Source organism: Wolbachia endosymbiont of Tribolium confusum (assembly GCF_020405475.1).
Classification (GTDB): Bacteria; Pseudomonadota; Alphaproteobacteria; order Rickettsiales; family Anaplasmataceae; genus Wolbachia.
Window position 1 is genome coordinate 216,601 of sequence record NZ_JAIZNT010000001.1, and the last position, 26,142, is coordinate 242,742.

22 protein-coding genes, 1 tRNA gene and 2 pseudogenes are annotated in these 26,142 nt (G+C 34.7%); 12 read left to right on the top strand and 13 right to left on the bottom strand.

Going from position 1 to position 26,142, the window contains the following annotated elements; genetic code table 11:
* Nucleotides 1-105: 105 nt before the first annotated feature.
* Together LEM02_RS01055 and LEM02_RS01060 are read right to left on the bottom strand one after the other, a co-directional pair.
* Entirely contained in the window at nt 106-1,632 is a 1,527-nt protein-coding gene (locus LEM02_RS01055; protein ID WP_226079349.1) for an acyl-CoA carboxylase subunit beta, read from the bottom strand.
* Nucleotides 1,633-1,756: 124 nt separating this feature from the next.
* Nucleotides 1,757-2,581: a hypothetical protein gene (locus LEM02_RS01060; RefSeq protein ID WP_226079350.1), complete on the bottom strand. Its 825-nt coding sequence runs from the start codon at nt 2,579-2,581 to the stop codon at nt 1,757-1,759.
* Nucleotides 2,582-2,716: 135 nt separating this feature from the next.
* Here LEM02_RS01060 and der point away from each other — a divergent pair, with 135 nt between their 5' ends.
* The 8 genes and pseudogenes from der to LEM02_RS01105 all read left to right on the top strand — a co-directional run bounded on the left by der (nt 2,717) and on the right by LEM02_RS01105 (nt 11,931).
* Nucleotides 2,717-4,042, top strand: coding sequence for a ribosome biogenesis GTPase Der (der, locus tag LEM02_RS01065; protein WP_226079351.1), 1,326 nt, complete (start codon nt 2,717-2,719; stop codon nt 4,040-4,042).
* A 199-nt stretch (nt 4,043-4,241) separates the two neighbouring features.
* Entirely contained in the window at nt 4,242-4,817 is a 576-nt protein-coding gene (locus LEM02_RS01070) for a hypothetical protein (protein ID WP_226079352.1), read from the top strand.
* A gap of 48 nt (nt 4,818-4,865) precedes the next feature.
* On the top strand, nt 4,866-5,189 hold the full coding sequence (locus tag LEM02_RS01075; RefSeq protein ID WP_226079353.1) for a hypothetical protein: 324 nt from the start codon (nt 4,866-4,868) through the stop codon (nt 5,187-5,189).
* A 79-nt stretch (nt 5,190-5,268) separates the two neighbouring features.
* Complete coding sequence (locus LEM02_RS01080) at nt 5,269-5,748, top strand: disulfide bond formation protein B (RefSeq protein WP_226079354.1); 480 nt, start codon at nt 5,269-5,271, stop codon at nt 5,746-5,748.
* Nucleotides 5,745-6,626, top strand: coding sequence for an aminoglycoside phosphotransferase family protein (locus LEM02_RS01085; RefSeq protein ID WP_226079355.1), 882 nt, complete (start codon nt 5,745-5,747; stop codon nt 6,624-6,626). The genes LEM02_RS01080 and LEM02_RS01085 overlap by 4 nt, the downstream gene beginning before the upstream one ends.
* A gap of 309 nt (nt 6,627-6,935) precedes the next feature.
* Nucleotides 6,936-7,865 (top strand): annotated as a pseudogene (locus LEM02_RS06865) (IS5 family transposase).
* Nucleotides 7,866-8,093: 228 nt separating this feature from the next.
* The gene (carB, locus tag LEM02_RS01100; RefSeq protein ID WP_226079357.1) at nt 8,094-11,312 is read left to right on the top strand and encodes a carbamoyl-phosphate synthase large subunit; all 3,219 of its coding nucleotides are present in this window, start codon (nt 8,094-8,096) and stop codon (nt 11,310-11,312) included.
* A gap of 271 nt (nt 11,313-11,583) precedes the next feature.
* Complete coding sequence (locus tag LEM02_RS01105; RefSeq protein ID WP_007302306.1) at nt 11,584-11,931, top strand: diacylglycerol kinase; 348 nt, start codon at nt 11,584-11,586, stop codon at nt 11,929-11,931.
* 6 nt (nt 11,932-11,937) lie between these two features.
* Here LEM02_RS01105 and LEM02_RS01110 read toward each other — a convergent pair whose 3' ends face one another.
* The 8 genes and pseudogenes from LEM02_RS01110 to LEM02_RS01140 form a co-directional block, all read right to left on the bottom strand.
* Nucleotides 11,938-12,849: an RluA family pseudouridine synthase gene (locus LEM02_RS01110; protein ID WP_226079358.1), complete on the bottom strand. Its 912-nt coding sequence runs from the start codon at nt 12,847-12,849 to the stop codon at nt 11,938-11,940.
* 35 nt (nt 12,850-12,884) lie between these two features.
* Nucleotides 12,885-14,693 (bottom strand): coiled-coil domain-containing protein, encoded by a 1,809-nt coding sequence (locus tag LEM02_RS01115; protein ID WP_226079359.1) that lies wholly within the window; start codon nt 14,691-14,693, stop codon nt 12,885-12,887.
* 45 nt (nt 14,694-14,738) lie between these two features.
* Nucleotides 14,739-16,361, bottom strand: a pseudogene (locus LEM02_RS01120) (ComEC/Rec2 family competence protein); the annotation flags it as partial.
* A 269-nt stretch (nt 16,362-16,630) separates the two neighbouring features.
* Entirely contained in the window at nt 16,631-16,780 is a 150-nt protein-coding gene (locus LEM02_RS01125; RefSeq protein WP_226079360.1) for a hypothetical protein, read from the bottom strand.
* A gap of 112 nt (nt 16,781-16,892) precedes the next feature.
* Entirely contained in the window at nt 16,893-17,000 is a 108-nt protein-coding gene (locus LEM02_RS06760) for a group II intron maturase-specific domain-containing protein (RefSeq protein ID WP_226079361.1), read from the bottom strand.
* Between the two features lie 589 nt (nt 17,001-17,589).
* On the bottom strand, nt 17,590-17,712 hold the full coding sequence (locus tag LEM02_RS06695; protein WP_255586129.1) for a hypothetical protein: 123 nt from the start codon (nt 17,710-17,712) through the stop codon (nt 17,590-17,592).
* Between the two features lie 172 nt (nt 17,713-17,884).
* Entirely contained in the window at nt 17,885-18,103 is a 219-nt protein-coding gene (locus LEM02_RS06765) for a reverse transcriptase N-terminal domain-containing protein (RefSeq protein ID WP_369409584.1), read from the bottom strand.
* A 505-nt stretch (nt 18,104-18,608) separates the two neighbouring features.
* Entirely contained in the window at nt 18,609-18,809 is a 201-nt protein-coding gene (locus tag LEM02_RS01140) for a hypothetical protein (RefSeq protein ID WP_226079362.1), read from the bottom strand.
* Nucleotides 18,810-19,127: 318 nt separating this feature from the next.
* Here LEM02_RS01140 and LEM02_RS01145 point away from each other — a divergent pair.
* Nucleotides 19,128-19,204, top strand: a tRNA-Met gene (locus tag LEM02_RS01145).
* Nucleotides 19,205-20,300: 1,096 nt separating this feature from the next.
* Here LEM02_RS01145 and tmk read toward each other — a convergent pair.
* Nucleotides 20,301-20,903 carry a dTMP kinase gene (gene tmk, locus LEM02_RS01150; RefSeq protein WP_226079363.1) on the bottom strand — a complete coding sequence of 201 codons (603 nt, stop codon included), beginning with the start codon at nt 20,901-20,903 and terminating at the stop codon, nt 20,301-20,303.
* A gap of 106 nt (nt 20,904-21,009) precedes the next feature.
* On the opposite strand from tmk, the gene LEM02_RS01155 reads away from it, so the two are divergent.
* From LEM02_RS01155 to LEM02_RS01165, 3 genes are all read left to right on the top strand, one after another.
* Nucleotides 21,010-21,582: a thioredoxin family protein gene (locus LEM02_RS01155; protein ID WP_052264880.1), complete on the top strand. Its 573-nt coding sequence runs from the start codon at nt 21,010-21,012 to the stop codon at nt 21,580-21,582.
* Nucleotides 21,583-21,587: 5 nt separating this feature from the next.
* Complete coding sequence (locus LEM02_RS01160) at nt 21,588-23,306, top strand: monovalent cation:proton antiporter-2 (CPA2) family protein (protein WP_226079364.1); 1,719 nt, start codon at nt 21,588-21,590, stop codon at nt 23,304-23,306.
* Between the two features lie 89 nt (nt 23,307-23,395).
* On the top strand, nt 23,396-24,568 hold the full coding sequence (locus LEM02_RS01165) for an aspartate kinase (protein WP_226079365.1): 1,173 nt from the start codon (nt 23,396-23,398) through the stop codon (nt 24,566-24,568).
* 3 nt (nt 24,569-24,571) lie between these two features.
* Here the strand turns inward: LEM02_RS01165 and recF are convergent, their stop codons facing one another.
* Together recF and bcp are read right to left on the bottom strand one after the other, a co-directional pair.
* Nucleotides 24,572-25,651 (bottom strand): DNA replication/repair protein RecF, encoded by a 1,080-nt coding sequence (gene recF / locus LEM02_RS01170; RefSeq protein ID WP_226079366.1) that lies wholly within the window; start codon nt 25,649-25,651, stop codon nt 24,572-24,574.
* Between the two features lie 8 nt (nt 25,652-25,659).
* Nucleotides 25,660-26,127 carry a thioredoxin-dependent thiol peroxidase gene (bcp, locus tag LEM02_RS01175; protein ID WP_226079367.1) on the bottom strand — a complete coding sequence of 156 codons (468 nt, stop codon included), beginning with the start codon at nt 26,125-26,127 and terminating at the stop codon, nt 25,660-25,662.
* Nucleotides 26,128-26,142 lie beyond the last annotated feature (15 nt).

Here is a 26,142-nt window from a genome sequence, read left to right on the forward strand (position 1 = left end):
AAGTAAGAATATATTGTAGAAAAAAGAATCCAAAAGTTAGCGTTATTGGTAATCCAACTTGGTGTAACGGCACTGTAGACCTTACAATAAAGACTGAGAGGAAAGTTACAAAGGAAGATTATCATGCTTCTTCCATATTCTTTCTACTTTCTTGTTTTTAAGTAGCTCTAATGCTTTGTGAAAGTGATGCCTTGTTTTACTTGGCACTATAATGTCATCAATGTATCCATGTGATGCAGCAAAAAATGGATTAGCAAATTTCTCTTTATATTCTTTGATTAACGTTTGCTGGCCTTTTTCATGCCTAAATATAATTTCAACTGCACTTTCAGGGCCCATTACAGCTATTTCAGCGGTTGGCCAAGCATAATTTATATCACCTTTTAAATGCTTTGAGTTCATAACAATATATGCACCACCATACGCTTTTCTAGTAATAAGGCTAATTTTCGGCACGGTCGCTTCAGCGTAAGCGTAAAGCAGTTTCGCTCCGTGTTGTATTATATTATTGTATTCTTGATTTGTACCTGGCAGGAAACCTGGAACATCAATAAGTGTGATGATGGGAATGTTAAATGCGTCACAAAATCTTACAAACCTCGCAGCTTTTCTTGAAGAGTCAATATCCAAGCATCCTGCAAGGTGCATAGGTTGATTTGCAACAACACCAATAGTATTTCCTCCAATTCTGCCAAAGCCAATTATGATGTTACGAGCAAAATCGGGTTTTAGTTCAAAAAATTTCCTTTCATCACAAACTTTTTCAATAAGTTCATACATATCGTAAGCATTATTAGGATTATTAGGAACTAGAGTGTTCAAAGATTCATCAACATCATCAATTAAGTCACAGATTGTTACAGGTTTTGGCAACTCTTGATTGTTTGCTGGCAAAAAGGTAAAGAATTCACGCATTTCTAGCAACATTTCAACGTCGTTATTGAATGCAAAATCTGCTACTCCTGTTTTACCTGTATGAACTTTTGCTCCACCAAGATCTTCGTGGCTTACGTTCTCGTATGTAACTTTTTTCACTACATCTGGTCCGGTTATAAACATGTATGAGCTATTTTTTACCATGAAAATAAAATCGGTTAGCGCTGGAGAGTAAACTGCCCCACCAGCACATGGGCCCATGATTAGAGAGATTTGTGGTATAACGCCTGATGCATTTACATTCCTTTGAAAAATTTCTCCGTAACCAGCAAGGGAATTTACTCCTTCTTGGATCCTGGCCCCACCAGAATCGTTTAGTCCGATAATTGGAATCCTGGCATTAATTGCCATATCCATAATTTTGCATATTTTTTTTGCATGTGATGCACCAAGTGATCCACCAAAGACAGTGAAATCCTGAGAATAAACAAAAACTTTTCTGCCATAAATAGTACCATGGCCAATTACAACTCCATCACCTAAAAAATCAGCATTTTGCATGCCAAAATCAGTTGCGTGATGCTTCACAAACTTATCATACTCTTGAAATGAATTTTCATCGAGCAATATACTCAGCCTTTCTCTAGCGGTTAGCTTTCCTTTTTCATGTTGCTTGTTAACTCTGTCAGGACCTCCTCCTTTTTCGGCTTCTAATGTTTTGATCTTTAGAGTTTCTAGTATTTCAGAGTCTTGCATGTAGTAAAATAACTTTCAAATTGGTTGTAAACTTTATTGAGCTTACAAATCCTATTGATTATACACATACACCGTTGCTGCATGCAACGGTGTATGTGTACGATAATTAATGCGCTAGCAATTTCTATTTAATATTTTGAGAATGCTGAGACTCACTAACATTCTGTGCACTTGCACTTGTTACACCTGTTGATGGATTAATTGTTATAACTTCTCTTTCAATTCCTTGTAAGTTTGAAGCCAATGAGACCAATTTTGCTAGAGTCATGTCATTATATTTATCCATCTTCTTATTCTCATAATAGCCAATTTTTATTTTTACAGCTTTGTTTTCCTCGAAGTCCTCAGGACTTATATTATCACTTAAATCAGTACAAAATACGTTACCATTTTCACTAATATTTAAAGCAATACTGCAATCTCTATCACCCACTTTCCAGTTAAATTTAATTATACAAGACTCATTTAGTATTTGATAAAGCCTTACACCATCATCACTTTGTGAAACACGCACCAACCTTTTATCTTCTGGAGATACCAATGTAAAAGCTCCAATTTTTAGATTACTATCCTTCAAGGCTTTACCAGGAAATGAGTTATCAAATTTTAACTCACCTCTGCCTTCTTTTAACGATACCCATGCAGTAAATGATTTATCTTCTTTTCCTCTCAACCTCACATCTACAGAATCATTACCTGTATATTCAGCAATTCCTTTTCGAATTACACTCAGAAATTTCTTAGTTTCTTCATCATTGTCACTCAAAAAAAGCTCCTTATTTGCATGTGACCGGGATTGATCATTGAGATTCTCCAATGCTTTAGCTAAAGTTATATAGTTATATATACGTGTCCTGTTGTTATAAGGTGTCCCTAATTTATAAATTTTAGGAGTTAATTGAGCAACTTGATCGCAATTCATTATTAAAGTTTCATTTGCATTATGCATAGCGCCTCCAATTTTACATAATAAACTTAAGATAAAATATCCTAATTTTAGGATAGATATATAATCTATCAAGTCAATAGTTAAACTAAAAAATTTTGATTATAATCTATTATGTACAAAACATGCTCTTAAACTATGCTGAAAATAGTCATAATAGGCCTTCCAAATGCAGGCAAGTCAACTCTATTTAATAGGCTAGTAAGAAGAAAAGCAGCGGTAGTTAGTGACATTCCAGGAGTAACGAGAGATAGGCGTGAAGGAATTGGAAGAATTAGTGATTTAGAGTTTAAAGTTATAGATACAGGAGGATGGAATGACCAAACCAGTTTTTCACTACAAGTTATTGAACAAATAGAATTTTCTTTATTAAGCGCAGATGTAGTTTTCTTTCTTGTTGATGCAAAAGTGCAAAACGAGCAGAACAAAGAGTTTGCAAAGTGGCTGAAGAGAAAAACGAACAAACCTGTAATACTAATAGCAAACAAATGCGAAAGTCATAAATCGGAAAACGTTGATTATTTGCAGTTCTTCAACTTCATAGGTCCGGTGTACATCTCAGCCGAACATAATCTTGGTATGATTGATCTTTATGATGCATTAGCTGGTGTTATTGAAGATTTTAACAAAAAAACTGAGCTGCCTGAAAGTGAGTCCATTAGACTGAGGATTGCAATCATCGGTCGCCCAAACGTTGGAAAATCAACTTTTTTAAACAGTTTACTTGCAGAAAACAGACTAATAGTAAGCTCAAAACCCGGTACCACGCGTGACTCTGTGGATATTTCATACGACCATAATGGGAAATTAATCACTCTCATCGATACTGCGGGAATCCGCAGAAAGGCAAATGTTGTTGATAACTTAGAATCAAGATTTGTTGAAAAAAGTATAGAGTCAATAAAGCGCTCTCATGTAGTGATTTTAATGCTAGATTCCTTGCTTGGCGTTGAGCAGCAGGATTTATCAATTGCTGAAGCTGCAATTAAAGGGGGGAAGGGAATTATCATTGTTTTAAATAAGTGGGATTTAATAGGTAAGGATGACAGAAGTAAGTTAATAAAATTTGTCAAACAACAGGAAGTGACTCGGTTATTTTTGGAAGTGCCAACTGTAACAATTTCTGCATTGAAAGGTATGCGCTGCGGTGATGTGATAGATAAGTGTCTTGAAGTGAGTGAATCCTTAAACAAGAAGATCAGCACTGCAAAACTGAATAATTGGCTAATAGATGCCGTGGAAAAACATTCTCACCCACTTATAAAAGGTAGAGCAATTAAAATAAAGTATATTGCTCAAATTGGCACCAAACCTCCAGCTTTTTCTTTGGTATGCAACGTCCCGGAAAGTGTTGATGAGAGTTATAAACGTTATTTGACTAATGGTCTTAGAAAAAACTTCTTTGTTGAAGGTGTACCAGTCAGATTACTTTTGAAAAAGAACAAAAATCCCTATGTAAAGTAGGTAATCTTATTTAAGTAATATTTTTAATAAATAAACAATGTTACTTAAATAAGTACTAAATAAATTAATATTATATAGTAAAGTATTAACTTATTTAGTACTTTTGCTATGAATTATAAAGGACAAGATTTAAGGCCTGGATTTCCACATACTTTCACAGTTGATACACCTTTAGTATTTCAGTGACTTCCAAAAAGATATGGATATCCGATCCCAGAAAAATATTTGGAAAGATTGGGCAAAAAGGGAAAATACACGTGTAGTGAAATTAGTAATAAATGGATCTGGTTTTACTCCTGAGCAACGCAAAGAGTTGGAGAATAAAATATCAAACAGAAAATTTAACCCAAACAAAAATACAGAACTTATAGATTTTAATGAGCTGGATTTAGGAGAGTATGAATTCAGCTTTCACTTAAAACCAAATAAGAAAACAGAACTATCTAAATGTCCTTTATACACTGTATCTCAATATTTCAAAGATCTATACTCTATTCCAGAAAGTAAATTTGGTGTTGAGATAGACAGTATGCGTATATTTATGTTGTTAGCACTGAAGTCTCCTATGATCTATTTTGATTTTGATATCTTACCTAAAGAAGATAAGAAAGTTGGTGAGATTCAGGCTGTGCATGGCTTTTTGGTTGCTGAAAATGACAGAAAAGGTTATGACTATGATGGTATAGCAAGTATTGAAAATGCTATCATTGCTCTAAGCGATGCTGGTAGAGTAAAAATTATGGAAATTTACAATGAAGTAAAGAATAAGTTTTAAAAAGATTATCCTTTGTTTAAGCTATCAGAACATGAGATTTACAAAATTATGGAAGAGATAGTATATTTCACTCTTTCTAATGACGTTCTTCTTCTTATATCTAGCTATCAAGATTCTAACAAACGTTACAATAGACGTTTGGAAGAAGCAAGATTGCTTATGCAAGAAACATTTGGGTTTAAAACCAATGGAGGAGAAGTTGATATTCAATATGACAATAGCTGGACGAAAAATAAGGATGAATTGTATACCAAAGAAGAAATTGCAAAAATAGATAGTGATACTAGAGTTGCAACTGATATGAAAGGGCTGATTACTGAACCAATATACAACGGCGAGCATATGTATAGAGGTGTAAAAGTAGTAACATAGTACTTAGTGTTCTATCGTTACATGAAACGTTGTCAAACAAGAGTTGACTCTTCACAGATATTGTAGTAATTCATTAACTATGTCAGATGTAAATAACAGTTCTATAATTTTTCTCTTATCAAGCGCTGTCGCTTTAATTTTTGCATATGTGCTAGAGTATTTTTTCAATATGATACCGTGTAAGTTATGTATATACGAGCGAGTAGTTTACTATGTTACAGGGCTACTTGCAGTTGCGTACATGTTCAAAGACAACAAAATCCTAATCTATGCGATGTTTTGCAGCTATCTCATTGGTGCAATAATATCTTTTTATCATGTAGGTCTTGAACTCCACTTATTTCATGATGTTTTAGGCTGTACAGAGCAAGCAAGTGGTAACGTTAGCATAGAAGAGCTAAGAAATAATCTATTAAACCCTAACTACTCTCCATCTTGTGACAGACCTCATTATATTTTTGGTGTTTCGTTAGCAACATGGAATCTTATTTACCTTATAGTAGCCCTGTTTGTATCAGGTAAGATATATTATAAAGAAAGAAATTTAATTCACAATTGATACAAAAAATAGCAAGAGTAGATGCTGCATTTGTACACCGCTTAGTTGCCACCCAGTTTCCGCAATTTAAAGATTTATCTATCTGCCAAATTGTGCCCGGTGGATGGGACAATAGAACATTTCGTCTGGGTGATCACATGCTTGTGCGTATGCCAAGCGCTGCAAAGTATGCAATGCAGGTGGAAAAGGAACAAAAGTGGTTGCCCAGGTTGGCACCTTTACTGCCACTTTCAATTCCAAAGCCTTTGGCAATGGGAGAGTCGTGTGAGGGTTACCCGTGGCAATGGTCTATTTACCAATGGATTGATGGCAACATCGCTGCATCTGTGCACATAGCAGATCTGAATGACTTTGCAACCAGCCTTGCTCAATTTCTCACTGCTTTACAACGCATAGATACTACAGATGGGCCTCTCCCCGGACCACATAATTTCTATCGTGGAGGGGCACTAACAACCTATAATGCTGAGACAAAGCAAGCAGTTGCCATTCTGAAAAATAGAATGGATGCCAATGCTGCAATCGAGCTCTGGGAAGCAGCGCTGGCAAGCACTTGGCAAGGTTTGCCAGTGTGGGTCCATGGCGACGTTAGCGCTGGCAATCTATTGGTGCAAGAAGGAAAATTGAGTGCCGTCATTGATTTTGGAGGATTGGGGATCGGTGATCCCGCTTGCGATCTAAAAATTGCTTGGACGCTGCTTAGAGGAGAAAGCCGAAAAATCTTCCGTGCAATGCTTCCGTTGGATGCCAGCACTTGGACTCGTGGCCGAGCCTGGGCTTTATGGAAGGCTCTTGCTGATATCACCACAAACACGAACGCTGTTGAAGCTTGGCACACTATTGATGAAGTGCTTAGAGATTATAGACGCAATTCATAAAGTATATTTGTATGAACATTGTGATTTGAGAGCAATCTCCACTAGAAAGGATGTAATCTCAGTATTGAAATCCAGTTTTTATATCAAAATTATATTTTGATATAAGGAAGGTGTCATCCCAGTCACAGCTATACGAACATTGTGATTTGGGCTAAAAAGATGCGAGTAGCCCCTTCGGTGTCATCTCATGTTCCTGTCATCCAAGTGCGTGACACTGGGATGGCTTTGTTGCATCACTCAAGAGAAAAAAACTGTCAGTTACTAACAAAATTCATTATAGAATAGCCATTTAACCATTGAAGAAAAAATATGCCACAGCAAATGAAAGTCAGTAACTGCAATGAATATAACAAATTTCTCCAAGAAAGAGAGGAAATATTTTTCATTTTATTAATGAAGCAATAGAAAATTGGTACGAACATGGTCCAAAAGTATTCGGTGGCAACAATATTTACAGTGATAAAGTTGTGATTTTAGTGCATATAGTCGCTAGTCTCTTTAGAATTGGCTTAAGACAAACGGTAGGGTTTATAAAAGGATATTTGCAGCAAGTAGTTAGCAGTCATTAGCTATTCGCAGGCTTCAAGAAGGTTTAAAAAGCTCAATATTAAGATCAATGATTGCAGAGTTGACAAAAACAATATGGAAGATATTGAAATTGCCATAGACAGTACAAGTATCAGATAATACCTGGTCACAGTCAGGAAAATAGTAAAGATAGAAAGTATCGCAGCTATGAACAGACAAGAAAATTGCATGTAATGTTGAATATAAATAGCAAAAACGCCATAGCTGTAAAATACAGTAACGGTGTCTACTCTGATCACTTGTGATCTGCTAAAAAAAGTTGTTTCAGCATGTCGTAAAAGTACTATATGCCGATAGGGCGTACGATAGGCATAAACTTTATAAATTATGCAAAGAATATAATATAAAAGCAAAAATTCTACCAAAAACCTGTGCAGCAGAGCATTTAAAAATAGACTGCATGTCTGATAGGAACACTGCTATTAGGTTAATCAAATTACATAATGTAAGATGGTATGAAGAAGTGGAAAGAAAAAGTAAATTATGGAAAGAGGTCATATATTGAGTTTTTTTTCGCGACTAAAACAAACATTTGGGTTTAGCTTTAGAAATAAATCCGAAGTAAATCGTGAAAAAGAATTGCTAATAAAATGCTACTTACTCAATAAATTTATTGAAATTGGCGTCGCTAAATTTGAGATAGCTTCATGAATTTATTATACATTATCTACTATCCAAAGAGCGATGCAACAAAGTCATCCCAGTGCTTGACACTGGGATGACAAATAGGGGCTACTTGGATGACATCTTTCCTAGTGGACTCAAATCACAATGTTCATACAGTTATACGTTAAGCCTAAAGGTAGTTAGGTTTAATAAAAATTCACATACACAGGAAAGATTGGTAACATTACTTGAGTCGAGACTATTATTGTAATTATGCCAAAACGCACAGATATAGAATCTATATTAGTAATAGGAGCAGGCCCAATAGTTATAGGTCAGGCATGCGAGTTTGATTATTCCGGAACGCAAAGCTGTAAAGTATTAAAAAGTGAAGGTTATAAAGTCATTTTGGTTAACTCCAATCCTGCAACTATAATGACAGATCCTGAATTCTCTGATGCAACTTATATTGAGCCGGTACTGCCTGAAATCATAGAGAAAATTATAATCAAGGAGATGCCAGATGCAATATTGCCAACAATGGGCGGGCAAACAGCACTCAATTGCGCAATAAAACTTGCAGATGATGGAGTGTTAGACAAATACAACGTAGAATTAATAGGGGTAAATAGAGAAGCAATAAAAAAAGCAGAGGATAGAGAGTTATTCCGCCAATCCATGGATAGAATAGGACTGAAATACCCCAAAAGTATCATTATAAAAAATCAAGAACAAATAAAAGAGGCTTTGGACTACATTGGATTACCAGCAATCATCCGCCCATCATTCACTCTTGGTGGCGCAGGCAGTGGTATAGCATATAATAAAGAGGAGTTTTTCAATATCGCAGAAAGTGCTCTCAAAATTTCGCCAATAAATGAAGTTCAGATAGATGAATCAATTATCGGCTGGAAAGAATATGAAATGGAAGTTATCCGTGATTGTAAAGATAACTGCATAATAGTCTGTTCGATAGAAAATATTGATCCAATGGGAGTGCACACCGGAGATAGTATCACGGTTGCTCCTGCTTTGACTCTGCGTGACGTAGAATACCAACAGATGAGAAATGCATCTATAGCAGTGCTAAGAGAAATTGATGTTAGTGCCGGTGGTGCAAATGTTCAGTTTGCAGTGAATCCTAAAGAAGATGGAAGCCTCGTTGTGATTGAAATGAATCCAAGGGTTTCTCGCTCTTCTGCACTTGCTTCAAAAGCAACAGGTTATCCTATTGCAAAAGTTGTAACTAAACTTGCTATCGGCTATTCACTCGATGAGATACGTAATGATTGCGCTCTAGTTATACCTGCTGCATTTGAACCAGTGATTGATTACATCGTCACTAAAATTCCTCGTTTTGAATTTGAGAAGTTTAAGGGGACGAATTGTGAACTATCAACTTCCATGAAATCAGTGGGGGAAGTGATGTCTATAGGCCGCACTTTTAATGAGTCACTACAGAAAGCTTTCCGTTCACTTGAAACTGGTCTTACAGGACTTGATGAAGTGTTTTCTGAAGACACAGATGTTAAATCTCAATTAGCAAAATTGCTGCCAAACAGATTACTGATTGCTGCTGACGCAATGCGTCATGGAATAAGCATAGAAGAAATAAATTCGATTACGGGATATGACTTATGGTTTTTGCAGAATATACAGCAAATTATATTAGCTGAACAAAAAATCAAGGAAAACGGCCTTCCTGAGACTGCATATGAAATGTTAGAGCTGAAAAAAATGGGGTTTTCAGATGCAAGATTGGCAAAATTAAGCAATAAGAAAGTAGAGCAAATTGAAGAAATAAGAAAAAAATTTGGCATTAATCCAGTTTATAAACGCGTAGACACCTGTGCAGCTGAATTTGAATCGAGCACTGCTTATATGTATGGCTGCTATGAGGGTGATGTTGAAAATAAAACGGAATGTGAGGCGAATATTTCGGATCAAAAAAAAGTTGTCATTTTAGGAAGTGGTCCAAATCGCATTGGTCAAGGTATTGAGTTTGATTATGCATGCGTACATGCAGCTTCTGCCGCCAAAGAAATGGGGTATGAAACAATAATGATTAACTGTAATCCGGAAACCGTTTCAACTGATTATGATACCGCTGATCGTTTATATTTCGCCCCACTGATTGCAGAGGATGTGCTTGAAATACTAAGCAAAGAGCAAGAAAATGGCACACTGGTTGGTGTAATAGTTCAAATAGGTGGTCAAACACCTTTAAAGTTAGCCAAAGTGCTTAACGAGAGAGGTTTCAAAATTCTGGGAACTTCGTTTGATTCTATTGACCTTGCAGAAGATCGCATGAGGTTTAAAAACCTTGCTTTGCAACTTAATTTAAAACAACCTGAAAATTCTATCTGCCATTCAGTAGAAGAAGCGTTAACCAACGCAGAAAAGGTGGGGTTTCCACTAGTAGTTAGGCCATCATATGTCCTCGGCGGTCAGTCTATGTCGATTAGACACGATACTCAGAGCTTTAAAGAGTATGTCTTGAATCAAACCAAAATTTTTGAACACGGGTCACTGCTTCTTGATAAATTTTTAGTCAATGCAGTTGAGGTTGACGTTGATGCTGTATGTGATGGGAAAAAAGTTTTCATTGCAGCGGTCATGGAGCACATTGAAGAAGCTGGTATCCACTCTGGCGATTCAACATGCTCAATACCGACAAATACATTGAGTGACGAAGTAATAAAAGAGATCGAGCTCCAAACTGAAAGAATAGCTCTTGCACTAGAAGTGAAAGGTCTGATAAACATTCAGTTTGCTATTCAAGAGAGTGATGTATACATACTTGAAGTGAATTTAAGGGCTGGCCGTACAGTTCCTTTTATTTCCAAGGTAATCAATATTCCTATTGCAAAGCTTGCCACTCAGGTTATTTTGGGTAAAAAATTGAATCAGGAAAACAAGCCTTTCAATCATTTTGCAGTTAAAGCTGCTGTTTTTCCATTCACGCGTTTTTCGGGAATTGACACTTTACTTGGTCCTGAAATGAAATCAACAGGAGAAGTGATGGGAATTGACTTATCTTTCGGAGCTGCACTTGCAAAAGTGCACATGGCTGCAGGATACAAGTTACCAACAGAAGGAACAGCTCTGGTTTCAGTAAAAGATGATGATAAAGAGTATATGTTGCCTGTTGTACGAATGTTGAAAGAACTGAGTTTTGAAATATATGCCACTAAAGGCACAGCTTTGTATCTGAACAATAACGGCATTGCTGCAAAAGCTGTAAATAAAGTGAGAGAAGGCAGACCCCACATAGTTGATATGCTCAAAGATGGAAAAATAAATCTAGTAATCAATACTTCAAAAGGTGTGAAATCAGTCTCAGATAGCAAAGATATCAGGAGAACTGCTATTTTGCAAAATATAGCTTATAGCACCACAGCTTCTGGGAGTAAAGCGTTAGCGCTTGCAATTCAATATGTAAAGAATAGCAAATTGGAAGTGAAATCATTACAGCAGATACAAAATGTTTAAATATCAAGACTATAATAAATTATTACTTATTTCAAAATGAGGATCGTGTAAGCTAAGGCAAGAGAAATTTAATTAAAGGATTTTTGTGTCAGTATCAATATATAACTGCCTTAAGCGTTTGTTGAAAGGCTTTGTACTAATTTTCTTGATTCAAACAATATGCTAGACTTTAACTTAAAAATCTTTGTAAGTGATCACGACTGAAAGGTGTTTTCATGCATTTTTTACCTGAGTGCAATAAGTATAATTCATTGAGTTTCCAAAATTGATAATGAAGAAAAGCATTACTCGTCTAATAAAAGCAATTCAATACTCCTGTGAAGGAATAAAATCAGCTTTTGTATCAGAAGTTGCGTTCAGACAGGAGTTACTGCTTTTTATAATATGTGTTTCAACTTTGTTTGTTTTAGATGTAAGTAATTTAGAACGTGCAGTAATGGTAAGTAGCCTATTTTTGGTGTTAATTGTAGAAATTATTAACACTGCTTTTGAAACAACAATTGAGCGTATTTCCAGTGAACAACATATACTTTCAAAAAAAGTGAAAGATCTAGGTAGTGCGGCAGTTTTTCTCTCATTAATTAACTTCTTGATAACATGGATGATAATATTGATATGAATTTTATTAAGATATATTTTCAAATTCACCGATTAAGACCCGCATGTCTTGTGGTACATCAGAAACAAATTCCATGTATTCCTTACTTTTTGGGTGATATAATCCCAGCGTGTGAGCATGTAGTGCCTGTCTGTTGAAGCTGCGGATAAAATCAGAATTTTTAGCATATTTTGCACTTTTACTACTATTTTTTCCGTAAACTTGATCACCTACTACAGAATGTCCTATGTGGCTCATATGTACTCGAATTTGGTGTGTTCTGCCTGTCTCTAAAGTACATTTAACCAGGCTTGCTTGCCCTATAATTTTCTTCACTGAATAATGAGTGATTGCTAGTTTACCTGCTGTTTTTGTGACACACATCATTTCTTTATTACTGCGTTTTGGAGCAATATGGGTTTTTACTGTTCCTTGCAGATTAGGTAATGCTCCCCAAATTACTGCTAAGTATTCCCGTTTTATTTTACGATTTGATAGCAGCTCAGACAAGAAGCTGTGGGATTGTTCATTTTTTGCAATTACCATGAGTCCACTAGTATCTTTATCAAGCCTGTGAACAATTCCTGGTCTTGTATTTGTATATGGAATTTTGCCAAGGTGAGCGATCACTGCATTCAGGAGTGTATCATTGTTTGTTCCAGCACCTGGGTGTACTGTTAATCTACTTTGTTTACTCAGAACTATAATATCCCCATCTTCGTAGATGATATCAAGCTTTATATTATAGTTAGGTTCAATTGATGTGGATATGTCAGGTTGAACGAGATGTACTATATACTCTTCACCTGGTTTTACTATGTGGTCATTATTAATTATCGGCGTGCCAAGTAATGTTACCCGCTCATCTTGTATCAATCTTTGTGCTTTACTGCGTGATATGTTACACTTTTTAGCTATGTAGGTATCTAGCCTTTTCATTACTAACAATATCTAAGACTATATATCTATAGTAGCTACCTTGAATAAGCTACTTCAAATGCTGCATGAACATCTGGATCCACAAAATCAACTTTTGTGTTAGGTTGAGCTTGAAGCCCATCTTGTTTCTGGATATTAAAAGTCATTTGAGAGCCATCCTTCCAGTGGATTATTACCTTATTATCAAAATTTCTTAATGTTACCTCACTGACTTTTTCTCCCTTATCATCTTTTTCTTCCAACTTAATAGATTCTAATAAATAGAAGAAAAACTCACTTGCTTTGCCATTAACTTTTTTTTTCCATTCATCTGCTTTTTCTTGTTCAGATAATTCTTTTTCCAATTTTGCATTTTCTTTCTCCAGTTCTTTTGTCCTTTTTTTTGATTTTAATAGTCTATTTTTCTCTATTGCTTTTCTCTCTTCATCTTGCTGTTCTTCAAGAGGAGAAGGAGGAATAGCACTGTCTTCATTGCTAGTAGGTTCGTTTGTTTGTTTATTCTTTAATTCCTCTAGTTCATCTTTTACTTTTTTTAGTTCTTCTTCTAATTCGTTTTTTATCTTTTCTGTTTCCTCTTTTTGTTTTTCCAATATATCTATGAACTCAGGATCATCGCTAATTGTTCTTTCTCTAGGTTGAAAAAAGCCAACAAATCGGCTTGGTTCAAATCGCTCAATCTTATCTTCAGCAATTTTAATAGCATTCTCTAAACTAGACAAAATACTTTCAATGTTTAGTGAATTTGCTCTTCTTGTCAGCCCTTTAGCTTCACTTAAAATGGGCGAGATTTCCTTGTGCAACTCATCTAAATCTTTTTTTATGTCTTCTCTAATTCTTCGTAGATGAACAAGTGTTTCTTGAATTTCATTGTTTGCAGGTTTTAGAAGGCTATTATCAAGCAGACCTTCAGCTTCATCTAGGTGCTTATTAAGTGAGTCAACAATTTTATCTGTAAAATCAGTCAAGTGCTTATCAAGTAATTTTATCAATCGAGATATAGAATCATTTTCTTCCTCATCTTTTGTCTTTTTTTCCATTACCGACACAACCCCACCTCTTCTGAATGGAAAGAGAATATCCAAATTGTTAAACTTTTTAACAATATTATGATTATTATTTATCTCATTGTTTTTTAGCTTGCTGAATGTTATACATATCCCAACAATAGCAATGATACTAGCCAGTGCAACTATGGCCCATTCCAAATCCTGAACATTGGCAAAGCTAAATCTATTTTGTATTAATGCGCCAACTATAATTACAGTGCTAATTATATATGGTATGGTAAGAAAAATGGCCTTATTTTTATTCTCCTGTTTCTGACTATCTAATATCTTTTTCTGACTTTCAGAAATTGGTAAAACTATTGAAAAGTTTGCTTTTTTGTGACCTATAAGACTTAAATTTGGTTTTATCTCTATTTTTAGAGCATTTTCAGCAAGTTCACTTATCTCGTTGTCTTTGCCACCTCTAATTTTATCATTTATTAATTCCTCTATCAACTTTTCTCCTTCTTTTACCTCCTGCTTATGCATATATCTCATAGCAGAAGAGGCTACAAAAGTTGTTAAAAGAATAATAGAAACCAAAGTGTAAATTGGCATGAATGTTGGGTTAAAAATATCTGTAATAAACCTTAGATCATTATGGGTTATTATTATTGCAGCTACATAAGCCAAAGAAAATTGAAGCCAAGTATTTACAGCTGCTATAGGTAGAGTGTTGCTTACGGAATATTTCTTTGTTGCACGCCATAATCTAGGAAAAAAACCAATAGCATCATCTATTTTGGCAAAATTATGATCTACTTTAACATTAAAAGGATTTGTTGTATCTAAAGGCATAAATTTCCTTACATCCTAATTAAGTAATTATATATAAATGATACTTTAAAAACAAGTTTTTGGCTTATGCCAAGGACGATTAGAACGCACTTTACTAACCTTTATACCACTATCTGTTAGCCAAACAGAGTGTGTGCCATATGCCTCTAAGTCAGCATATTTGATGATTTTAGTATTGCAAGCTGGATAGTTAAACTTGCTTAACTGAATTACTAGATCGACATTGTTACAATTTTCTAAAATATCTTCTCTTTTGTGAGCTAGCAACGCTGACTTATTATTTCCTTTATTATATACGCAGCTGTAATCACTACAGTTTAGCCTTTTGTTTGAGTTGTTGTATTTAGCGTGATTCACAATTTGATTCTGCCCGTTTTGCTTTGCCCACGTTTTGACAACAAAATTTCTGTTTTTTCTAGTAAGGGAATATAGTAAATTGTCATCTTCTTTTACAGCAAGATTATCAATACTGACCAGGATGTCAGGGGTTCTATACATAGCGCTAGAGAAAATACCCAGCACAATAAAGAAAATTCCAAAAAAACGCCAATTCCTTTCCCACAAGCATAGCCACAATAACCCAAGTGTTATTATAATAATTGATGAGCCAGGAAAAGTGCGAATAGGAATAACCAAATACTGAAGACTGGCAATTGCGTTTGTTATATATAAAACGCTGTCAATTGGGCGTTCCATGAGAGGCGTTATAATCCACTGAGTACCTAAAGGAATCAATAAAACATAGATTATTCCAAATGGAATAATAATGAGTGTAACTATTGGTATAGCAACTAAATTTGTGATAATGCTGCTGATTGAAAAATAGTTAAAATTATATATTGTATATGGAACTGTTGCTAAACTTGCTATTATTGAGCTTATCATTATCGACACAAAATATTCTATTATTTTTATTTTTAAAAATTTTTTGGCATTGATCTGATAGCTGGCAACCAGTGCTAAGACAGCAGAAAATGACATTTGAAAGCCTGGCTTTAAGATTGCTTCTGGCTCCATTATGAGTATCATCGAAGCAGCAAACGCAATTGCTATTAATCCTCGATATTTCCTTTCTATGATTATTGCAATAAGTACCAAAATCACCATAATATACGCGCGCTGAGCGGAAATTTGCATACCAGTGATCAATAGATAAAACGTGGTTGGCAAAATGGTAAGGAATGCAGATATTTTCTTGGTGTTATACTTAAGAGTCAAAGTTTCAGATATTGCAAATAAATTACGGAATGCTATAAAAAATAGACCAGCAACAAACGATAAATGTAAACCAGATATAGCAAATAAATGTGCTATACCTGAATCTCGTATCGCATTCATAGTTTTTTGATCTATCCCGTCTTTTTTGCCAACTAATAATGCAGAGATTATGTCCGCGTGTGGCTTTTTGGTATTTTGCTGTAGGTTTTCATAGATATATTGACGGAAAGATTCTATATACTCTTGAAATTTTCTTGCTTCAGCCTTTTTGTATAGGACTATTTTGCTTGTTGCAAAGCCTGTTGCATTTATTTTCTGATAATATGCTATTCTTGCAAAATCATATGCATATTCCGAAGGCGCAATTTTTGGAGGAAAGAGTTTTGCTGATAATTTTACTTGATCCCCTATTTTAATGCCTTCTTCCGCTTTGGTTCTAACTGATATTCGTTATCTAAGTGAGGAAAGTCACCTCTCCTCACTCGACTTCAGAACCGTACTTGAAACTTTCACCTCATACGGCTCCTCTGTAATTTGGTGCTTGTCGTACTTTTGCCCTGTATGTGCTTGATCATGACAATGCCCATGTAACAAAGATAAATTCTCTATATTATTGTTATTTCTACTTTTATCTTGATGATGTACTTCTATAATATCATCATACCTAAAAAGTAGTTGACAATGTTTACATTTACTTTGTTGTATCTTCAGTAATTTTATTATTTTGGTGATTTTCTCGAGATTCTACTTAGCCGTTTTCCCCAATATAACCAATCTCCATCATATGGCGACTTGTCTTGCAAGACTTTGATGTGCCGTTTAATAGCATGGTCTCCGTGATTAATAAGATACATTCCGTTATTTGACATAAACCTCCAGTTATCGTTCTTATACCTTTAGTATTTATCTTTGATCAGAACTTTCCTTTGTTATTGTGCTAAATACCATTTTTATTTCCAAAGTTTGTTAAACATAATATTATCAAAGATTTAAAGATCTCCGCATTACTACTGAATTGTAATATCGACACCATCCACCGATGACCGGATTAAGATGCCTTATTACAGCTTCTTGAGTTATTCCAAGCATTCTTTTGAGTCTTTTGTTTAATATCTAATGTATTTCACAGATTTACAACCAGGTTTATTATTAGCTTGTATGGTCTCTTATGCCGTTTTCTTGGATAATGTCATTGTTATTGTAAAACCGAAAAATCAAAACCTGGGTTTCTCTCTATATTCAGAGTTTTAATGTATGCTTAATTTTGTTTGATAGGTTCAATTTTAATCCTATGGTTTTAACCATTTTCCAGCTAAAATCTTTTCTTCAAACAACTTCTTCACTCTCATGTAAAATTACAAATCATCAGCATACGCAATTATGCTTATTGTTTTGTGCATTTTATATGATAAGTGACCATATTTTGGCTGGTAGAAATTGGAAAAGTTCTTCCTTAAGTTTTTCTTTGATATTGCTGTCCCAACCCATGTGCAACATTTTAAGTAACGGAGAAATTGTCCCTCATAGTTGGCACCACATTTGGTAGGTTCAAACTTTCTATCTTCCACTCCTGCTCTCAGCCATCCTTTTTGTATTTTCTTCAAAGGGTGGTGTGGTATTGAGTTTTTCTAGCAGTGCGTTGTGATCAATGCTATCAAAGCAACTAGAAATATCAGCATCAGTAATGCTGTTTTCCTTCCAAGTGCGATAGACTGGCTTCTATCGCATCCTGACATGATCTACCAGGTCTAAAACCATAAGTGTTTGGCTCATTTGCCTCCCATTCTGGTTCTATTGCCATCTTAACAAGTGTTTTGCTTTGCTCGATCTGCTATTGTGGGTATCCCAAGTGGATGTTTGCTCCAGCAGTTTGCTAGGTTTTGGAATCAGACTCGTCTTGATGGTTTGCTTTTTCTCTAATATCTAAAGAATGTGCTAGTTGCAGCCTTTCTTTTGATTGAGATGCTTTTCCGTCAATACCTGCAGTCTTTTTCCCCTAATAAGGTTACTTTTCTGACAGCGAGCATTCTTGCACTTGTTGATTTTAATAATAACCTTTGAAGATTGTGCATCTTTTTTGATATTGTTACATTTTGAAGCTCAGTAAAATTCGCTTTGTAGCTTAAACGAAGATTTCTCCCCCAGCTTGCGCCAGGGGTTTCGTTCCATTCACCTAACATTTGTTGGTTCATAACATATTAACCACTACTTACAACTTTGCAATACCCGACTATAGTGTCCACGTCAGCATATCCTAAGTATTACCTTAGGCATTGGCTTTTTGGACAATCCTTTCACATAGAAGCTTGCGGTTAGCTACCTGCTCATTACACTAAAAGTGATAATAAGAACTTTTATGTGATTACCGTTTATAAAACCGTTTCATGTTAGACTTAGGTTCTTACTTTTTGCCGGGAGACAAGTTACATCTTGATCAATCGCATAAACATTGATCACCTATTTTCTCCGTACCTTTTGGTTTATGCGTATCAACCCTTTTCGCATATCTTCGATAACGACAATTCAAACATAAGTTCCTTTCGTAACCTTATCTAACTCTTCTTGAAGGGATTTACCATTGGGTTTGGTATTACCTCCTTTTAACCCATGCTTGCATCCTAAAGGTTGCCAATCTTTAAAATATGGGTTACAATTTCAACCAGATGTTATGGTGGATGGAATTTAACCATCACGATTTCATGACTCCCAGGTCGCACTTATGCTATCTAACTTAAACTTCGTGTTTTTTATTTCATAAAGCAAAAATTGCTCATACGAGCCCTTGTTATTAATATCCTTCACTGTAGCAACAATATCTTTCACATACCTTTCCTTATCAAGAATGTGAGTATTAACTGAATCTGTTCTGAATTTGCTGGCTGTAAATCCTACGAGCACTGCAATTAAAGAAATGCATAATATTGCGTATTTCCTGTATAATATTACAATCAGAATTAGTATAGGTGAAAGCAAGAGAAAAATAGATATAGTGAAAGCACAGCTTGGTTCAAAGCTTAGAGAAAAGTAGGTTAAGATCCCTATACACTGAAAAATAGGAACCCAAAGTATCAAGTTATATTTTTCATTGCACAGATTGTTATGTATATAATTTACTATCATGCTAAGAAAGGTTAATAGATATATAAATATATGTAATAGTGTGATTTTATTCTTTTATTTATTATTATTACGCATATAATAATAAATAAGCAACGACGCGGGATGGAGCAGCTCGGTAGCTCGTCAGGCTCATAACCTGAAGGTCGTAGGTTCAAATCCTACTCCCGCAACCATCTTTCAACTGTACAAACATTGTGATTTCGGATAGAAGAATCACTTGACAAACTTTACCAGTCTCTTATTATATCAATAAGAGTATTTATCCTTGTTTTTGGGCTCAACAACAAAATTCAGTAAAAAACTCAGACATTTATTGGCAAATTATATAAAATTATAGCGGCTGCATGTCTTTTTAATTTTTTCTACATTCAGCCAAAACCCGCTTAAAATAAGCGTTAGCACATTATTACAATGCCAATTTACATTATTATAGGATCAAAACTCGCTACACGAGAGTTCTTTTGCCTTTTTTTTATTTGGTTGGATTGTTTAATAAATTTATTAAAATATTCACAATATTGACTTTTTATCACAAGAATGCTATCATTAAGCTAATATTACTTTTAGTGAGGTGTGAGCAATAGTTGATGTAGCTTTTATTGGCGTAAATACAGTTATTGATAACGGATACAGAAGAAAAATAAAACTCGTTATGTCAGGATTATTTTTAGCTGTGTCAGCAGCAACTGCCGTCTGGTTTATCTTTCCTGAATCACAAAATGTACTTGCTCCATTCTTGCTTCCAGCTATATTCCTTCTCTTGACTCTGTCTATGGGATATTATACGTTTCTTTTTGGTTGTGAGAAAAGTCTGTAGTAGAAAATGTTCTAGGTATCTGCTGAGTCAGTTAAGAGAATGCGTTGCCAAGACGAGATCGAATCTTTGCTAGCAAAAACAAGAGATACCACAAAAAATAAATTTTGTAACATACTTTTGTTTTGAGGATCGTAGCAAAGCGCACAAACTTGCTTTATACGTAAAAGACATTGATGATATTGCATCTTTAATAAAGAATGAGGATCTTTTAAGTCACTTTGATCAATTTTTTACCATAACTGAAGTAAGCAATAAGAATAGTAGAAATGAGCTAATTAATTGCGCAAGAACATATAGAACAATAAGTGAAAAACCTAAAGATGAAATACAAAGTTTTTTAGCTAATCAAAAAGAGAATCTTTCATATGAAATAACGTCACCTAAAATTGATAATTTTTTACCACAAGTTAATATAGTGAATGTTTAAATTAGCAAAAGTTCAATAAGTATACCTAAGCCCTTGCAATAGTAATTTTATCAATAATTTCATTGTGTATGTGATTGTCACTTTTTGTTTCAATTTCAGTAATAACACTGCACCTGTTGGGTTCTTTTTCAGCTATTTCTTGAAATCCTTTTCGAACTTTATTATAAAAATCAACGTCCATCTCTTCATATCTATTTTTATCCTTTGCTCTGCTGAGCCCAACTTGAACATCAATATTTAGAATAAATGTGACATCTGGATATTTAATGCCCACTAATTTGTGTAAGTCTTTTATTAGCCTTAAGTCAACACCGAGCCCATATCCTTGATACGCAATAGTTGAATCGATAAATCGATCACAAATAACTGTCTTTCCCTCTTTAAGAGCTGGTAGTATTAATTCTTTCATATGTTCATATCTCATTGAGGTAAGTAATAAAAGTTCAGAGATGGGATCAATATTATCCTTAAGTAGTGATCCTCTTATTTTTTCTGCAAAATCAGTACCACCTGGTTCTCTAGTCAATACGACATTATTTTCATCTTGAATTTGCTTGAAATAATTTGCAAGTAACTCAGACTGTGTTGTTTTACCAGAACCATCTATTCCTTCGAAGGTTATGAACATAAATTTTATAATTACAATGCTAAATGCAAACAGTGTACATAGAAACCATTTGACATTTAAGCAATAAGATCATAAATTATATACGGTATACAATTCTCTATGAGCTATGGTTACGCTAGACACTCCTAAGATAGATTTAGACTTTACTGCAAAGAATTTCAATCTCTTGGGAGTGGATAACAAATATTATACATTAAGTGACTGCTATGGGGAAAATGGTCTTATTGTAATGTTTATATGCAATCACTGTCCTTACGTTCAATCAATTATTAGCAATCTAGTAAGCGATGTTAATTTGTTGAAAAAAGATTATCAGGTAAACACTGTTGCAATCATGCCAAATGATGTGAATAAGTACCCAGAAGACTCCTTTGAAAACATGATTAATTTTGCCGAGAAAAATAAGTTTACATTTCCATATTTAATTGACAGTAACCAAGAAGTAGCTAAAGAGTATGGTGCTGTTTGTACCCCTGATTTCTTTGGGTTTAACGCTGATTTAAAACTTCGTTATCGTGGACGTTTTAACAATGCAAAAAAAGAGAAAGTTCAAAATTATGAAATAGGAAGTAGTGATTTATTTCAAGCGATGAAATTTATTGCAAAAACTAGCAATCCTCCAATTGACCAAAAATCAAGTATTGGTTGCTCAATCAAGTGGTCTAATTCTACAGGGTAAATATCATGCACAGTGGCTCTCAGCATTTGTTTGATATTATAATTTTACTCTCTGCTGCTGTGTTTATAGTCATAGCGTTTTGGAAAATGAATATCAGCCCGGTGCTTGGTTACTTTGTTGCAGGTGCATTGATTGGTTCTCATGGATTTAATCTGATACATTCAGCTGAAATAATGGATAACTTTGCAGAATTTGGCGTGGTTTTTCTATTATTCATTATAGGTCTTGAATTGACATTTGAACGCCTTATCGCCATGCGTATGCATGTGTTTGGATTTGGTTCCCTTCAAGTTATAGTTACCATGATAGCAATATGGTGTATTGCTCTTGCCTTTGGAGTGAGTACAAACATGGCAGCAGTTATTGGGGGTGGACTTGCACTATCCTCAACAGCAATAGTGTTGCAGGTTCTGCAAGAAAAGGGTTCTCAAGCAAGCCAAGTTGGCAGATTGTCAATAGCAGTGCTACTAATGCAGGACTTTGCAGTGGTACCTCTAATAGTACTAGTGCCCCTGCTTACTGGCAATTCTGAACACAGCTTAATAAGCTCGTTGGCAGGCTCATTAGTGCAAGCAGCTATTGCATTGGTGTTGATATTTGTAACTGGTAGGTTATTACTGAGGCCATTGTTTTCGGTTATTGCCAAAATGGAGAGTAATGAAATCTTTATATCAACAACACTTCTGATAATATTAGGATCAGCATTTATTACTGAACAATTTCATTTATCAATGGCATTAGGCGCATTTGTTGCTGGGTTACTAGTTGCAGAAACAGAACACAGGAATTCGGTAGAACATGCAGTATTGCCATTTAAAGACTTATTTCTTGGTTTATTCTTTATGACTGTTGGCATGTCTATTGATATTGACCTTTTACTCAATAAGTTACCACTCGTTACTTTATTATCAATTATCCTTATCGTTTTAAAGACGTCCATTATATATACATTGTGTAGATTTTTTGGATTTAGAAGTGCACCTGCAATACAAGCTGGATTACTGCTTGCACAAGGCGGTGAATTTGCATTTATTTTATTCCGTTTAGCAGATGAATTAGATGTACTATCAAGTGAAATCGCTCAAGTGCTTATGATGGTAACTACAGTAACTATGGCTTTTACTCCTCTTTTATCGGGAATTGGAGACTGGATAGCAAATTCATTTAGCACTGAAAAAATAATACTAGACGATGAAGCAATCGAAACAGACACACAAGATCTTTATAACCACGTAATAGTTGCCGGGTTTGGTAGAGTGGGATATATGGTAACGAAAATGCTTACTGCGGAGCATTTAAGTTATGTTGTTGTAGATATTCAATCAAAAATAGTGAAAGAAGGAAAAAATGATAGTTTCCCTATATATCTTGGAGATGCTACAAGATATGAAATTTTAAAATCAGTAGGAATAGAAAGAGCTCAAGCTCTTGTGGTTTCAATAAAGAACGAAGTCACTATAAAGAAAATAGTTTCTCTAGTTGCAACAAACTTCCCGCATGTAAATATTATAATACGTTTACCAGATTTGAATAATGTGGAGGTTTATAAAGATCTAGGGGCTAGTAAAATTATTCCCGAAACGTCTGAAATTGGATTGCAGCTAGGTGGAGCAGCATTAAGTTTAAGTGGTATTAGCGAAAGCGGAGTTACATCTTTAAAAGGTAAATTTAGAAAAGGCAACTACAGTATGTTAAAAGACCTTGGTAGTGATAAAGATGAATAATCCTCTATCACTTCAATTAGTGACCAGAAAAACACATTTAATTAAGCAACTATACTCTCTAGAAAGGTGAAATTGACCTTATTGTAACTATGAACAAAATAATAATAAAAAAATTTGGTGGTACTTCGCTAACTGACTTAAATCGAGTTGCAAATCTAATAAAAAACGATATTGAAAAAGGTTATAATGTAATTGCTGTTGTATCTGCTGCTGCAGGATTCACTGACCAAATAGCTTTTCAAGCCAGGCAAATTTCAAATTTAAATTGTAGACAAGAGTTATCAGAGTATGATGTCCTGCTTTCAGCAGGAGAACAAATCTCTTGCGGGTTATTAGCTATCACTCTTCTGTCTGTTGGAGTTAATGCTAAATCATGGCTCGCCTGGCAGTTACCAATTCTAACGGATAATTTTTATTCTGAGTCTAAAATAAAAACGATAAAAATTGACCATGTAAAAAGATCTTTTGCTGAGGGTTATACTGTTGCAATCATTGCTGGGTTTCAGGGTATACACGGTGATAGAATCACTACTTTTGGTAGAGGAGGGTCTGACATCTCAGCAATTGCCTTTGCAGTAGTCTTTGGTATTAGAACTTGTGAAATTTTTACTGATATTGACGGAATATATACAGCAGACCCAAAAATTGTTCCAAGAGCACGCAAGCTTAAATCTATCTCTTACAATGAAATATTGGAGATGTCGTCATCTGGTGCTAAAATATTGCATAATCGTTCAGTACAACTTGCAATGAAGCATAATATTAAGGTGCAAGTGTTATCCACTTTTGAGGAAGTAGAAGGCACTACAGTACTACACGAAAAAGATGTACTGGAAAGATACTTAATTACTGGAATAACTTGTAGCACTCACGAAGCTCTTGTAACTTTTACTAACTTTGCAAATACTCTGGATACTTTAAGAGATATAGCAGGAGCAAACGTTAAAATTGACATGATACATGGGTCAAGCTTTTTGATTTCCAAATTTGATGTTGATTTAATGACAAAGTTATTGAACAAAAATGAAAATTATGTCGTAAACAATAATATAGCTAAAATTTCAATAATTGGTATTGGTGTTATGTCTAACACTGAAGTGATGTACCGCACACTCAAGGTTTTAAGCAAAAAAAAGATAGAAGTACTTGCTATCACAATGTCCGAAATCAAGATCAGTATAGTTGTTCAAAAAAAACACGCTGAGGCTTTAATTAGAGATTTACATACTGAATATGAGCTTGATGTATACCAGCACGCTTGAAATTTATTTACTTGATAATTCAAAAAACTTGAAAGAGCAAAGGTAGTTATTGAAATTATCTTGATTTACATCAGTTATCCAAGTTTGACATTGAATGCTTAACACCTCCTCCATTAACGCCTTTCTGTAATGTTTATCCAAGTGCGACATTATATCGTCAAGCAGAAGAAGTGGTGCCTTATTATAATAAATACACCTTGCTTTTACACTGGATAAAACAATAGAAAGCAACAATAACTTTTGCTCTCCAGTAGAACAAAGATTTACTGGCATGTCCCCTTTTTGGCAAAAAACCCGAAAATTATCATTATGTACAGAAAAGGTTACTCTACCAGTTAATGAGTCTTTTTCTCTGTTTTCCTTTAGACGATTCTGAAAATATTCTGCAGTATCGTTCAAAGTTAGCTGACTGCTAAATTTCAAACTTGCCTTTGGAAAAAACTCACAAGAATGGTTATCAATTGTGCCCTGTAGTATTTTTAAAACAGACAATCGCATACGTAAAATATCAATTGCATTGGTAGCCATTACGTTTTCAAGACTAGAGAGCCAACTTTCGTCCAAAATATTCTCTCTAAGCAATTTACTTCGCTCATGTTTAGCTTTTCTATATTGCATGTAGCAATAGGTGTAATTTTCTTCAAATAGTGAAACTATACGGTCTAAAAACTTTAACCTGTCGCTTGGAGAATTAAGAAGAATATAGTCCATTTGTGGAATTAGCCATATTACATTAGATATTCTATACAAAGATGAGTAGTTTGACTGCGTTTTCCCATCAATTTGTATTAATTTCTTATTAAAATTCTTTCCTATACCAATTGAGCTAAGCTCTGCTCCATTAAAAAAATCATAGTACACTACCCAATCTTCATTGCTGAGTCTATTTTGCATCTCACTGATTTTTGCTTTTTTCATTCCGTTGCTTTTAGCAAGCAATGAGATTGCTTCAAGTATATTAGTTTTTCCAATACCATTTTGGCCAGTTATCACAACTGGTCTATCGTCTAAATCCAGTTCAAAATTTGAATGACTACGGAAGTTATATAATTTCAGTTTTTTTATATAGCAATGGGTAGTCATTCTTTAATTTATATTCTCCTTACTTCCTCTAGAACCTCATCAACATGTCCACTAACTTTTACATTTTTCCAGATCTTCACTACTTTACCTTTTTTATCTATTAAAAAAGTAGTGCGCTCTATTCCCATATACTTTTTGCCAAACATACTTTTCTCTACCCAAGCACCATATTTTTCCAACATTTCAGCGTTTTCATCAGAAACTAAAGAGAACGGCAGAGAATATTTTGCTTTGAAGTTAGCGTGGCACTTAACACTATCTTTTGATACACCAATTATCACTGTGTCAAGAGAAGAGAAATTTTCTATTTTGTCCCTAAAGCCTTTTGCCTCCATTGTACAGCCCGGAGTATCGTCTTTAGGATAAAAATAAAGAACTACATTTTTTTTATCAAAAAATTCACTCAGTGATAAAATCTCACCAGAATCTGTTGGCAAACTAAAATCAGGTGCATTATTTCCTACTGTTAATTCCATACTTTGCTCCATTAA